Consider the following 12,381-nt stretch of genomic DNA (forward strand, 5'->3'; position numbering starts at 1 on the left):
TTGTCTGAGAACCACAAGGCCTAGTTCGGCACCGCCGTCTTGGACGCGGGCTTGGCTGCAACCGCATTGGCTGTGACGCCGTGCAGGAAGTCGAAGGCCGCGTGCAGGGCCTTGTCGTCCTCTTCCTTCGGCGGCACGTAGGACTGCGATCCGGTCTGCTCGCCACCCTCGCCGGCCGAGAGATGCCCGCGCATCTGGGATTCCGCCATGGTGTCCATGCGGCCCTTCAGCTCCGGCGGCACGTCCTGCAGGATCTCGATGTCGGGGGCGATGCCCTGGGCCTGGATCGAACGGCCCGACGGCGTGTAATACCGCGCCGTGGTCAGCGCCAGCGCGCCGTTGCCGGCGCCGAGCGGAATGATGGTCTGCACCGAGCCCTTGCCGAACGAGCGCGTGCCGATGATGGTCGCACGCTTGTGATCGTGCAACGCCCCGGCCACGATCTCGGAAGCCGAAGCCGAACCGCCATTGACCAGAACCACCAGCGGCTTGCCCTTGGTCAGGTCGCCGCCATGCGCGGTGAAGCGCTGGGTCTCCTCCGGATTGCGGCCGCGGGTCGAGACGACCTCGCCGCGCTGAAGGAAGGCGCTCGACACCGACACGGCCTGGTCGAGCAGACCGCCCGGATTGTTGCGCAGGTCCATCACGTAGCCGGTCAGCTTCTCCTGCGGCACCTGCTTGGTGATGGCGGCGATCGCCTTCTTCAGGCCGTCGGTGGTCTGCTCGTTGAACGAGGTGACGCGGATATAGCCGATGTCGCCGTTCTCGACATGGAAGCGAACCGGCCGCACATGGATGATCTCACGCTTGATCGCGACCTCGATCGGCGCGTCGGCGCCCTTGCGCACGATGCTGAGCTTGGTCTGGGTATCGACCGGGCCCTTCATCTTGTTCACGGCCTGCTCGAGCGTCAGGCCCTGCACGGCCTCGCCGTCGATCTTGCTGATGAGGTCGCCGGACATCAAGCCGGCCTTCGAGGCGGGCGTATCGTCGATCGGGGAAACGACCTTGACGAGGCCGTCCTCCATGGTGACCTCGATCCCGAGGCCGCCGAACTCGCCGGAGGTGGTCTCCTGCATCTCGGTCCAGGCCTTCGCGTTCATGTAGCGCGAATGCGGATCGAGCGAGGTCACCATGCCCGAGATCGCGCCTTCGATCAGCTTGGCATTGTCCGGCTTCTCGACATAGCTGGCTTTGACGCGCTCGAACACCGTGCCGAACAGGTTGAGCTGGGAATAGGCGTCGTCCGCGTTCGCTGCTGCCCGCGCCGCCCATACACCGCCGTGCGGGCTGGCCACCAGAAGGGTCAGACACGCTCCAGAGAGCGCGCCCAGGGGGAACAGCAAGGATTTCCTCATGGATCGACTGGCCTTCTTGTTTGCTCGGCGGTTGCTGGCGCTTGTCACTCGAGACTCGGGACAACACTTGGGGCTCGCCTTGCAAGTGGCGATCCAGTCTGCTTCTCACAATACCATTCTGGTTTCTTCGTGGCCGGGATGCCACGCTGGCGGGTGCATCGCAAAAATCGCTTCGTTCGGACCTGAACTTTTGGCAACGTTGCAGGACTGGCCCGCCCCCAAAGATTACCCCAAGGGGAATCGGTGGCCGGTCCACGCCTCGCGGCCATCTCACTTTAGGATGGTTTTGGAGCGCCGGACGGGTTAGGCGATGACACAAGGCTTCAATTTCTCGGGAGGATAACAATGAACGAAGCACCCCGGATCCAACCGGAGCGGAACGTCGAACTCGGCGCCAGCAACGAGCCGTTCCAAAACCTGCACGAATTCGTCCGAAAAGCGCGCGCCAACCTCAACCAGAACGCCTGGGACTACATCGTCGGCGCGGCTGAGACCGAAACCACGATGCGCCGCAACCGGATGGCGCTGGACGAGATCGCCTTCCGGCCGCGGGTGCTGCGCGACGTCCGCAAGGTCGACGGTTCGGTCCAGCAATTCGGCCGCAAGATGCGCCTGCCCGTGGTGATCGCGCCCGTCGGCGCGCTCGAGATCTTCGATCCGGATGGCGCGGCAAGCGTCGCACGTGCCGCCGGCACCTTCGGTGCGGCGCACATGCTGAGCTCGGTGTCCGAGCCCGGCCTGGAGAAGACCGCCGAGGCTGCGCCCGACGCGCTGCGGCTTTACCAGCTCTATGTCCGCGGCGACGACGCCTTTGTCGCCGATGTCGTCAGCCGCACCGAGAAGAACGGCTATGCGGGCTTCTGCCTGACCGTCGACACCGCCCATTACAGCCGTCGTGAGCGTGACATCGCCAAGCGGTATGTTCGCGAGAGTCGCCTGCGCGCCACCGGCGGCGATTTCCAGAAGGGCCTGGAGTGGCGGACCGTGAAGATGATCAAGGACAAATTCAAGATCCCGCTGATCCTGAAGGGCATCGCCACCGCGGAGGACGCCCGGATCGCGGTCGATCACGGCGTCGAGTGGATCTACGTCTCCAACCATGGCGGCCGTCAGCTCGACCACGGCCGGGGCGCCATGCATGTGCTGCCCGAGATCGTCGAAGCCGTGAAGGGCCGCGCCAAGATCATGGTCGACGGTGGCATCTGTCGCGGCACCGACATCGTCAAGGCAATCGCGGCGGGCGCGGACCTCGTCGGCATCGGACGGCTGCAATGCTGGGCGCTGGCGGCGGCGGGTGAAGCCGGCGTTGCGCGGATGCTGGAACTGCTGGAGGACGAGGTGCTGCGCTGCCTCGGCCTTCTGGGCGCGACGTCATTTGCCGAGGTCGACAAATCCTTCCTGCATCCGGCGACCGCCACCAACTTACCGAGTGTGTTCAGCGCATTCCCGCTGTTCGACCACGATCCGTACCGTTACTGAGTGAAAGGATCCAGGTGACATCGCTCTCTCCCGGCAGCGCGGATGCGCTGCTGTTCGATCTCGGGCGCGTGGTGCTCGACATCGACTTCTCCAAGGCGATCGCCTGCTGGGCGGCACATGCCGGCTGCCAGCCCGAGGCTATCGTCGCGCGTTATGTGCGTGACGAGGCCTACCGGCTGCACGAGGTCGGCAAGATCAGCGACGAGGATTATTTCGCTTCGCTGCGTGCTTCGCTGGGCATCGGCATTTCTGACGCGCAGTTCCTGGAGGGCTGGAACGCGATCTTCGCCGGCGAGATGCCCGACATTGCCGAACTGCTGCCGCGTGCGGCGAAGCAGATGCCGCTCTACGCCTTCTCAAACACCAACCGGCCGCATGTCGACTATTTCTCCAAGGAATATGGCGAACTGCTCGGTAATTTCCGTGCGCTCTATCTGTCGTCCAGCATCGGCCTGCGCAAACCGGATGCGGAGGCTTTCGATCATGTCGTCGCAGCGATCGGCGTGCCTGCGGAGCGTATCGTGTTCTTCGACGACCTTGCCGAGAATGTCGACGGTGCGCGGGCCCGCGGACTGACCGCGGTGCATGTGACGTCGGCGCGCGACGTTGGAAACGCATTGAAGGCGTTGGGCATCTGAAACCGGCCCGCCGCTGCAAAAGAATTCTGCAGGCATTTTTTTCAGGAAAAATATGCAAGAGGGAAGGAACCCGATTGCTCTGTGCATTTTTACACAGAGTTCCGGGAACGGAATACCACCTTTCGGACTCATCACTCCGTTGGGACTTCGACAACGGACTTTTGACGTGCTGGGTAAAACCTATCTGACCAAGCAAGCTTCCTTGCTGCTCGAATTCGCGAGGACGACCTCGGATTTGGACCTTTCCGCCAAGCTGATCAGCAAGGCCGCCGACCTGAAATCGCGGGCGGATCCGCTGCCCGACAAGGATCAAGGGCCGAGAGCTCCCGACGTCGCATTCGGCAGCCCGGATGCGCCGAGCAATCGCTGAACAACGCGAACCGGCGAACTCGTCATTCTCATCCTCGGACGGCCCCTCCCGCCACGGGTCTCATCGTTTAAGGGTATGACGCCAAACCTGAGCCCGCCGTCGATTCGGGCTGCAAGCAGCAGAATGGTTGTCCGCCTCCGCAATTTTGCCTCCTCCTCCGCGCTCGGCTAGAAGACTGGCGGAACATTTCGTCCGAACGCCGAGCAGGAGTTTCGCCGTGGCCCTGATGCCGGTTTCCGACGCCCTTGCCGCGGTGCTGGCGGGCGTTGAGCCGCTGCCTGAACAGATGGTTCCGCTCGACGAAGCCCACCACAGGGTACTCGCGCGTGACGTCGCCGCGCGGCGTACGCAGCCGCCTCAAGCCATGTCGGCGATGGACGGCTACGCCGTGCGCGCGGCCGACGCGGCCGCGATCGATTCCAGGTTGACTGTCATCGGTGAGGTCGCAGCCGGCCGTCCGTTCACCGGACAGGTCGGCGCTGGCGAAGCCGTGCGGATCTTCACGGGCGGTGTTGTCCCAGGCGGCGCAGACGCGGTCGTGATCCAGGAGGACACGATCGCCGAAGGCAGGGAAATAACGATCAAGGAAGCTGCGATCGCAGGTCGGCACATCCGCCCCGCCGGCGTCGATTTCAGAGAGGGTGACGTCCTCTTGCGCAAGGGGACCCTTCTCACGGATCGCGACCTCGCGCTCGCAGCGGCAATGAATTACCCGCATCTCGCCGTCTGCCGCCGCCCGAAGGTCGCGATCCTCGCCACCGGTGATGAACTGGTGATGCCGGGCGCCACACCCGGGCACGGCCAGATCGTCTATTCCAACGGCTACGCCCTCCACGCGCTCGCCCGCAGCGAGGGCGCCGAGACCATCGACCTCGGTGTTGCCGCCGATACGCTGGCAGCCACCACCGCCGGCATCCGCCGCGCGCGCGACAGCGGCGCCGACATCCTGATCACGACCGGGGGCGCATCGGTCGGCGACCACGACCTGGTCCAGCAGGCGCTCAAGGACGAAGGCATCGCGATGGCATTCTGGAAGATCGCGATGCGGCCCGGCAAGCCGATGATGCACGGACGGTTGGGGGCGATGGGCGTGATCGGCCTGCCCGGCAATCCCGTGTCGTCCTACGTGTGCGCGTTCCTGTTCATGGTCCCGCTGATTCGCGCGCTGTCGGGCCGTTCAGTGATTCATCATCATCGCGAGCGCGCCGTGCTGGGCCGCGATCTCGGTGCCAACGACCAGCGCGAGGATTACTTGCGCGCGCGCCTGGAGCTGCGCGACGACGGCACGCTCGTCGCCCTTCCCGTCAGCCATCAGGATTCCTCGCTGCTTGCGAATCTCGCTGCGGCACAGGTACTTCTCGTACGCGCATCGTTTGCGCCGAAGGCCGAGTCGGGCAGCCCCTGCGAGGTGCTCCGACTCCCGGTCTGACCTGCGCGGCCACACGCATTCCGCCCGCTTCGATCTGTTCACGCTAAATTAAGCAGTTGCGGAACATGTATCGAACATATAGTGTCCGTTCATGATTTGTTTCGAGCATGTAGCGGCTTATCGCTGAACTATCGTCTCGGAATCGAACGACATCAACCGGGGGACTTTGGTCGAGATGTTAACGCGCAAACAATACGAGCTTCTGCGGTTCATCAGCGAACGCTTGAAGGAAAGCGGCGTGCCGCCGTCCTTCGACGAGATGAAGGATGCGCTCGACCTGCGCTCGAAGTCAGGCATCCACCGCCTGATCACCGCGCTCGAGGAGCGCGGCTTCATCCGCCGCCTGCCGAATCGCGCCCGGGCCATCGAAGTGATCAAGCTGCCGGAGCTCCAGGCCGCCGCCGGCAGCCGACGCGGCTTCACGCCAAGCGTCATCGAGGGCAATCTCGGCAAGATACGCGCGAGCTCCAGCCAGTCCGCGGACGAGGGCGAACGGCCCGTTGCGGTGCCCGTGATGGGCCGCATCGCGGCCGGCACCCCGATCGAGGCGTTGCAGACCCGCAGCCACACCATCAGCGTGCCGCCCGACATGCTCGGCTCCGGCGAACATTACGCGCTCGAAGTGCGCGGCGACTCCATGGTCGAGGCCGGCATCCTCGACGGCGACATGGCACTGATCCAGCGCAACGAGAGCGCCGATACCGGCGACATCGTCGTGGCGCTGATCGACGACGAGGAGGCCACGCTCAAGCGCTTCCGCCGCCGTGGCGCATCAATCGCACTGGAGCCTGCCAATGCCGCCTATGAGGTGCGCATCCTGCCGCCGAACCGGGTGAAAATTCAGGGCAAGCTGATCGGGCTTTACCGGAAGTACTGACGCCGGACGTCTCCGATCAAGGCGTCTCTTGCGCCCTCGTGCGCGCGGCTTCGGTCGGCCTCGCCGATCAGAGATTGGAGCGGATGATGGTCCGCTCCGGCTGGATAGTCTTTCTGGTATTGCACAGACTATCCGGCCCCTTTCTCCGCAGTGGCGGCATCGGCCGGCCAGGAAGAAGCATTGCACCAATTCTCCTCTACCGATCAATCCGTTGAACGCATAGGCTGCGCTCGCGGGCCCACCCGACACGCGCCCGCGGAATTCAGGCGTCCCAACTTTGTTCCTATCGAAGTCGGGAAAGATAATGTGATCTCGGCTCGCCGATCCGAGCCGCAGATTTGCCTACAACCAGGCAGACCGTCACGTGCTTCCACTCTGATAGGGGCGTGCGCCTCCGAAAGAGGTGCGGGTCGCTATCGCTGCATTGAGGAGCACCCGATGTGTGACTACAGCCTGCATGCCGTCGCGACGCGCCCCGCAGAAGTCGGCGAGACGATCGTCACGACAACATTCCGCGGCACCTCGACCCGCGGCTTCGCTTCCGAAGCCGATCTCTCCGTCGCGGTCTGCCTGCTGCCGGGAACGGAGCTCGCCTTCGCCGACAACGTCCGCTACGACAACCGCTGGATCTGGACGCGCACCGTCAACTCCCGCGTCGGCAAGTTCGGCAAGATCGATCCGCACATTCCCGATCGGCATCACGACGCGATCGAATTCCCGGACGGCAAATCCGTGCTGGTGACGCAGCTCGTCGAGGGCCAGCGCGCAACCGTGCTGCAGCTGCCGGTGACCCAGCCGGTCGGCGAGCGCAAGCCGCAGATCATCGCCGACAGCCGCCCGACGGTCACGCGACTGCCAATCGGCTGACAGGGACCTTAGTCTTCCGCCTGAAGATCGGCCTCCGCTGGGGTCGCATCCTTGCTGCGCGGAGCCGCCGCCCTGGGCATGAGTGCTCCTTCGAAGTCTCCCTCGCCGGCGGCCGCCGGCGACCAGGGACGGTTCGTGCCCCTCGCCCTCACCGCCTGAACCGAAAAGCCCTCGCCGTGCTGCGTCAGTGCCAGTGCGCCCTGCCGAATGAGCCGCTGCCGATCCACCACCATCGCCGCACAATCAGGCGGCGCGGACCGTGATGTCACCACGAGAGCGGCCCGGCTGCAATCATCCGCCAGCGCATCGATGCGCGAAGCCAGCGCGACCAGCCGACCGTCGGCGAGCGGCGTGACGCAGCCGGACTCGTCGCACGATATGCCGCTCGCCAGCGCGCCATTGCCGGCATCGCGCGGATCGGCGTCGGCAGACAGCCATTCCTTCAGCAGGAAATTGTCCTTGCCCGTCCTGATCAGGTGCAAGCGCCCGTCCCCGCCACGCACGGCGACGCTCTCGCCGTCCCCTGCGATCAGGATATCGGGCTGCCGCACCGACAGGCCCCAGGCGATGGCGGCCAGCAGCATCACGGCGCCGCCCCAGCGCAAGGGCGTGCGCAACAGGCCCATCACGATGATCCCCAGGCTCGCTGCAATCAGCGGCGCGATGCCGAACGCGGGGATACGGCCGACCGCCCCCGGCAATGCCGCCACCCAGCGCGAGACCACGACCATCCAGTCGATGCCGATCCCCATCAGCCACCAGAACACACCGTCGAGCCCGAACGGCGCCGCGAGCAGGCCGAGCAGCCCGGCCGGCATCACCAGCGCCGAAACGACCGGCATTGCGCCGAGATTGGCGAGAACGCCGTAGGGCGTGACGCGGTGGAAGTGGAAGGCGGCGTAGGGCGTGGTCGCCAGCCCCGCGATCAGCGAGGCCAGGAACAGCATCGCGATCTCGCGGCCGCCCCACATCGCGACGCGTGCAGTCGCCGAATGGTCGGGCGAGGCAAACAGGTTCGGCATGCCAATCTGCACCAGCGCAACCAGTCCAAGCGTCGCGGCAAACGACATCTGGAAGGCGGGATGTGCCAGCTAATTCAGTAACGATTCTATATCGTTAGCTAGCCTTCAGCTACCATTCCGGGACTTTTTCCGGGATTCTCGCACTAACGCGAGGCTTTCGACAGCTTCGGCAACGTCCTCGTCAAGAACATGAGCGTAACGCAGCGTGCTCTTAATGTCGCGATGGTTCATCGCCTTCTGCACCAGCTTCAAGTTTCCACTGTCGCGCAACAGCTTACTCCCGAAGTCATGCCGAAAGTCGTGGAAGCGGAAGTCTTTCACGCCAGAAGCGGCTCGCAGGCGTTGCCAAGCGCTTTTCGTGCCGTTGTACGTGATGGGGTACCGCTGGCCTGCCACCCGCCCCACGCGCCTATTCCCGTAGATCGCCACGTAAGTGAATACGAACTCGGCGTGATGCCCCTGAAGCGGGAACAATATGCCCCGAATGGCATCCGTGATGGGAAACACAATTCGACGCCCGCCCTTGCCGATCCGAACGATTTGTCGGGTGCCGAAGTTCACTTCCGACCAACGAAGCGTGACACATTCCTTCAGGCGCATGCCGCTGGCCTTTACAAAGTCAAAGAATGGCTCGTAGTCGTCGCGCATTGCACCATCAAACGCGACGGCTTCGTCCTCCTGCAACTCGCGGATGCGCTCTACTGGTTCTGGCAGCAATAACGCGTCCCAATCTGGCTCGCTATCGAGAATGGCTTTCTCACTTTTTGCGAATTGGAACAGTCGTTGAAGAACTTTCGTCGTGGAGCGATTCACGGTCGCGTTTGCGATTAGTGGCGCACATTGTTTGTCTTTGCGCCTTGCAACCCGATGACCACGCCGCCACCCGACCAATCTAGCCGCGCTCGCATGGTCAATGTCGCTGAGAGGCGTGCCCTTCCCGAAGTAATCGACCAACCGTGCTAGATTGGTATCAGTTGCCGCGGCGTCTGCATCATACTGCCCTTTCGCATCCCAAAAGCGCGACGCAACGTCATCTATCAAAAGCGAGGTGCGCGAACGCTTCGTCGCCTTAACCTGCGCCCTAGCTTTTTCTTTCTCTAAAGATTCGAACTTGTCCGCCTCGCGCTTAGACGTGCATTGCGTTGTGCCGTGAAACCGATGACCTCCGATCTGGAAATCACAGTGGTAGTACGGCGACTTGTTTCCCGGCCTATAGACGGACACTCGACTCTCCTGCGCTTACTGATGAAGGTCCGCAAATCAGCGCGGTGAATTTTCCGTTGCAACCGTTCGCCCCCAGCACCAGTCACAATGCAAGGAAGCTCACCAGCGATTACATGCCGCATAAGGGTACGCTTACAAATTGCTAGAAGCGTTGCGGCCTCGTCGAGCGTTAGCAATCTCTCATTGTCATTAGCCGCAGTCGGCGGAAAACACGCCTCTGTCATGTTCAGCTTCCCAAAAACTCTATTCGAGAGTCAACTAAAAAGTATGACCTGTGCGCGATGATTCATCGCTATTTTGCGTATCGCAAGCCAGCGCCTCTGCCGCCGCGCGGCGGGATAAATTCTATCCCGCCGCGTTCAAACGCGCTCCTCATTCGAGCGACGTTCGCAGGGCTGGTCTCACGCGTTTCACCTTCGAAGTCTTTAACGGTCGAAAGCCCAATAGCCGCCGCATTAGCGAGGTCCGCCTGGGTCCAATCAAGCAAAGCTCGGGCAGCACGACATTGGCGAGGCGAAAGTGACATAAATTCATGTCTACTGAATCTAATTGACTACTGCCACTAAGTATTCATACCGCCGCGACGGCGGCCCCTGCTCTTCAATCTTTAGCGTGCCGGCTTCCAACAAGCGCTGCATTGCCTGTGCCATCCTATCTTTGCTGTAACCCTTTGCGTTGGGGTGCTTCGCTATTTCCTTCGGCGCATACGTTGCGGAAGTTCTTTTATGGCTAAAGCGAACGCCAACAGAGGTCATTTTCCAGAAAACATTCATGAACACATCGTCCGCCGCTCGGTTGGCAAGGCTGTCGGCGGCACGGTCGCCACCTTGATCGAGCACGAAAACGCCATCGTTCCATCGTAACGTAATCTCTGCGCCAACACGGCCGTGGTTCGCTTTCATGACGCGCAGCACGCGGCGGTCTGGATCATCTTTGTCCATTTCGAGATAAAGGCGCGAGCGCGCGGAATTGCTCCAGGCTGTGCTGCCAGAGGTGCCTCGCCCCGAAGTCAGGCCGGATAATGATGGATGCGCCAACAGCAACACAGCACAATCGTTGTCGAGGGCGAGCTTGTTGAGCTTCTGCATGAACTGACGAACTTGCGCACGCGCATTCTCTTCACCTCCGAATACATCGGCGGCGGGGTCGATCACCACCAATCGCGGGTTTAGCTGTTCAACCAGCTTCCGCAGCTTGTCGAATTGCGCCGTGGTTGAAATGCCACCAGAAGGGTTCTGCGATGCCAGCACGGCGTCCAATCCTGCCATGGGGACCAAAGTGACCCCTTCAAGATCGCGAAACTGACGGCCCTCCTGTGCTAGGACAGCGGCAAAGCGTCGGTGCAATTCGTCGGCTTCGTCTTCGGCGGTAAAGATCAGCACGGGTCCGGGCATCACCTTCTTGCCAAACCAATCACGCTTCAGCGACATAGCAATGGCAAGTTGAAGGGCTGCCAGGGTTTTGCCTGTTCCGCCGTCTCCGCCTTTGAGCGTTACAACCCGAAGAGGGATCAGGCCATCTACTAGCCAATCTCGGGCCGGTACCGGCTTGTCCTGCCAGTCGCGCGGATCGATAATCGGCAAGGGATCGCGCGCTAACTCTGCATCAATGACAGGTCCCCACTTCATCGTACCAGCGCCTCGATAAGCCTTGACGTGAATGATGGAAAGTCATTGTAGCCCGGCCGGATGCCGACCACACGGACCGTCGCAGAAAGCGCCTCCGACCACCTCTCCGATCTGTCGAAATGTGGTGCAATGACTCGCCATTGCTGATCAGTTAAATTGGTTTCTTTACCCATCTGCCGCAACAACTCAGCGGCGGCAGCATTCCGGGGGTCGCTTGGGAATTGTTGTGCAACGGCATCGCGCCAACGGGCGGTCTTCTTGAAGCTCGCATACAATGCGGCCTCGCATACGTACTTCTCAGTCATGTATCATCCTTATTAATTCCTGCACCGCTGCGCGAATGCAGACACATTGAATAGGTCCCGGTTCGGCAATAGAGCGTCAAACCCAAGCTTTTCAGCCAGCCAAGCGGTTGCGCTTTCAAACGGGACGTTGAAGACCAGCATCACAACATCAATTGCTGTGTGCGGCTGATCGGCTCCCCAATCCTTGATGCCATCGACATGAAAAGAGAGATTTGCGTTCTCGACCTCCCGCCACGCGGCAACCGCGCGATAGCCTTTGCCGTATCGCCTCGTGCCAGGAAGACATAAGGCGGGCACCCATCGGTCAAAATTGCGCAAGGCGGTGTCGTTAAGCTCACGCCACAACGTGTCACCCTCCCCGGCCTGATACGCCGCTGGTGACACGTAGCCAAATGGCTTTAAAGCCGCCTCAAGTTTATGCGCCACGTCATCGGGCAACTCCGGCAATTGCTCAATCAGCGTGTTCTCCAACGTGTCGGGACCATGCCAAATATAGGGCGTGCCGGTGGTTGGGTGGATAGAACCAGGGACTACCGTTTGTCTTCCGCCGGCTAAAAGGTCTAACACCCGGTCTTTGCCGACGTTGAAGGGTCGGGATACGATGGCAGGTGAGCCACGATAGAAAGCGCTGAAGCCCTTGCTGCCGCGCTTCCGTACTTCGCTGTACGGCAGCACCGAAAGAACAGCGCGCATCAATTCGGGATCGTCCGTATCAAGATCGATGCATTTCAGCGTTTGGTCGAGCGCTATCCCGACTCCGGCATCTGGCCAGGCTGCCCAAAAGCCTATTTCGATTTCGGTTGGGCGTCGGGAGCAGAACCGCTGCCAATCCGACATGCCGCCCCATCGACCATATGAATAGGCACCGGGTCTTTTTGTACCGGGTGCGATAGGGATCGCGTGATATCCGCATTCGATCAGCCGAGCGCCCGCGATCGCATAAGGACTAGACGAATTCTGCAAATGGGTTCGCCTCCTCTCTCTTAGGCATTACCTTCATCTTTGCCCGCTCTGTTGGACCGAAGCCCAGCTTAATAAGCGTAGAGACCAAGAGGGTTCGGGCGGGATTGTCGATTTGACCAGCTCGTTGCTGGCTCATCAGATTGGCGGCGATCTCCACCATCATGCCGTCGGCGCTGGTAAGCCAGAAGCCTTCAGTCTGCATTTCCCTCCACGCGGCTTTC

The 12,381-nt window shown here is 61.9% G+C and carries 13 protein-coding genes and 1 pseudogene; 6 read left to right on the forward strand and 8 right to left on the reverse strand.

Features of this window, described 5'->3' with window-relative positions:
• Positions 1-20: 20 nt before the first annotated feature.
• Positions 21-1,358 (reverse strand): S41 family peptidase, encoded by a 1,338-nt coding sequence (locus JQ580_RS23970; RefSeq protein WP_212282670.1) that lies wholly within the window; start codon positions 1,356-1,358, stop codon positions 21-23.
• 345 nt (positions 1,359-1,703) lie between these two features.
• Here JQ580_RS23970 and JQ580_RS23975 point away from each other — a divergent pair, with 345 nt between their 5' ends.
• The 6 genes from JQ580_RS23975 to JQ580_RS24000 all read left to right on the forward strand — a co-directional run bounded on the left by JQ580_RS23975 (position 1,704) and on the right by JQ580_RS24000 (position 7,018).
• Entirely contained in the window at positions 1,704-2,837 is a 1,134-nt protein-coding gene (locus JQ580_RS23975; protein ID WP_212282671.1) for an alpha-hydroxy acid oxidase, read from the forward strand.
• An 8-nt stretch (positions 2,838-2,845) separates the two neighbouring features.
• On the forward strand, positions 2,846-3,475 hold the full coding sequence (locus tag JQ580_RS23980; RefSeq protein ID WP_212282836.1) for an HAD-IA family hydrolase: 630 nt from the start codon (positions 2,846-2,848) through the stop codon (positions 3,473-3,475).
• 52 nt (positions 3,476-3,527) lie between these two features.
• Positions 3,528-3,845 (forward strand): hypothetical protein, encoded by a 318-nt coding sequence (locus JQ580_RS33920; RefSeq protein WP_249134392.1) that lies wholly within the window; start codon positions 3,528-3,530, stop codon positions 3,843-3,845.
• A gap of 217 nt (positions 3,846-4,062) precedes the next feature.
• Positions 4,063-5,274: a molybdopterin molybdotransferase MoeA gene (locus JQ580_RS23990; RefSeq protein WP_212282672.1), complete on the forward strand. Its 1,212-nt coding sequence runs from the start codon at positions 4,063-4,065 to the stop codon at positions 5,272-5,274.
• A 175-nt stretch (positions 5,275-5,449) separates the two neighbouring features.
• Positions 5,450-6,151, forward strand: coding sequence for a transcriptional repressor LexA (lexA, locus tag JQ580_RS23995; RefSeq protein WP_212282673.1), 702 nt, complete (start codon positions 5,450-5,452; stop codon positions 6,149-6,151).
• Between the two features lie 438 nt (positions 6,152-6,589).
• Positions 6,590-7,018, forward strand: a complete 429-nt coding sequence (locus JQ580_RS24000) for a hypothetical protein (RefSeq protein ID WP_212282674.1) — start codon at positions 6,590-6,592, stop codon at positions 7,016-7,018.
• An 8-nt stretch (positions 7,019-7,026) separates the two neighbouring features.
• On the opposite strand, the pseudogene JQ580_RS24005 reads toward JQ580_RS24000, so the two are convergent.
• From JQ580_RS24005 to JQ580_RS24030, 7 genes and pseudogenes are all read right to left on the reverse strand, one after another.
• Positions 7,027-8,109: pseudogene (locus JQ580_RS24005) on the reverse strand (ComEC/Rec2 family competence protein); the annotation flags it as partial.
• Positions 8,110-8,145: 36 nt separating this feature from the next.
• On the reverse strand, positions 8,146-9,210 hold the full coding sequence (locus JQ580_RS34255; RefSeq protein ID WP_409363230.1) for a tyrosine-type recombinase/integrase: 1,065 nt from the start codon (positions 9,208-9,210) through the stop codon (positions 8,146-8,148).
• Positions 9,138-9,488, reverse strand: coding sequence for a helix-turn-helix domain-containing protein (locus JQ580_RS34340; RefSeq protein ID WP_409363227.1), 351 nt, complete (start codon positions 9,486-9,488; stop codon positions 9,138-9,140). The genes JQ580_RS34255 and JQ580_RS34340 overlap by 73 nt, the downstream gene beginning before the upstream one ends.
• Before the next feature lie 321 nt (positions 9,489-9,809).
• Positions 9,810-10,892 carry an AAA family ATPase gene (locus JQ580_RS24015; RefSeq protein WP_212282676.1) on the reverse strand — a complete coding sequence of 361 codons (1,083 nt, stop codon included), beginning with the start codon at positions 10,890-10,892 and terminating at the stop codon, positions 9,810-9,812.
• Positions 10,889-11,197 (reverse strand): hypothetical protein, encoded by a 309-nt coding sequence (locus JQ580_RS24020; protein ID WP_212282677.1) that lies wholly within the window; start codon positions 11,195-11,197, stop codon positions 10,889-10,891. Before JQ580_RS24020 ends, JQ580_RS24015 begins: the two co-directional genes overlap by 4 nt.
• A gap of 12 nt (positions 11,198-11,209) precedes the next feature.
• Complete coding sequence (locus JQ580_RS24025) at positions 11,210-12,160, reverse strand: bifunctional DNA primase/polymerase (RefSeq protein WP_212282678.1); 951 nt, start codon at positions 12,158-12,160, stop codon at positions 11,210-11,212.
• Complete coding sequence (locus tag JQ580_RS24030; RefSeq protein ID WP_212282679.1) at positions 12,144-12,362, reverse strand: hypothetical protein; 219 nt, start codon at positions 12,360-12,362, stop codon at positions 12,144-12,146. The genes JQ580_RS24025 and JQ580_RS24030 overlap by 17 nt, the downstream gene beginning before the upstream one ends.
• Positions 12,363-12,381 lie beyond the last annotated feature (19 nt).

The sequence above is a fragment of the Bradyrhizobium sp. SZCCT0148 genome, from assembly GCF_018129985.1.
GTDB lineage: Bacteria > Pseudomonadota > Alphaproteobacteria > Rhizobiales > Xanthobacteraceae > Bradyrhizobium > Bradyrhizobium japonicum_H.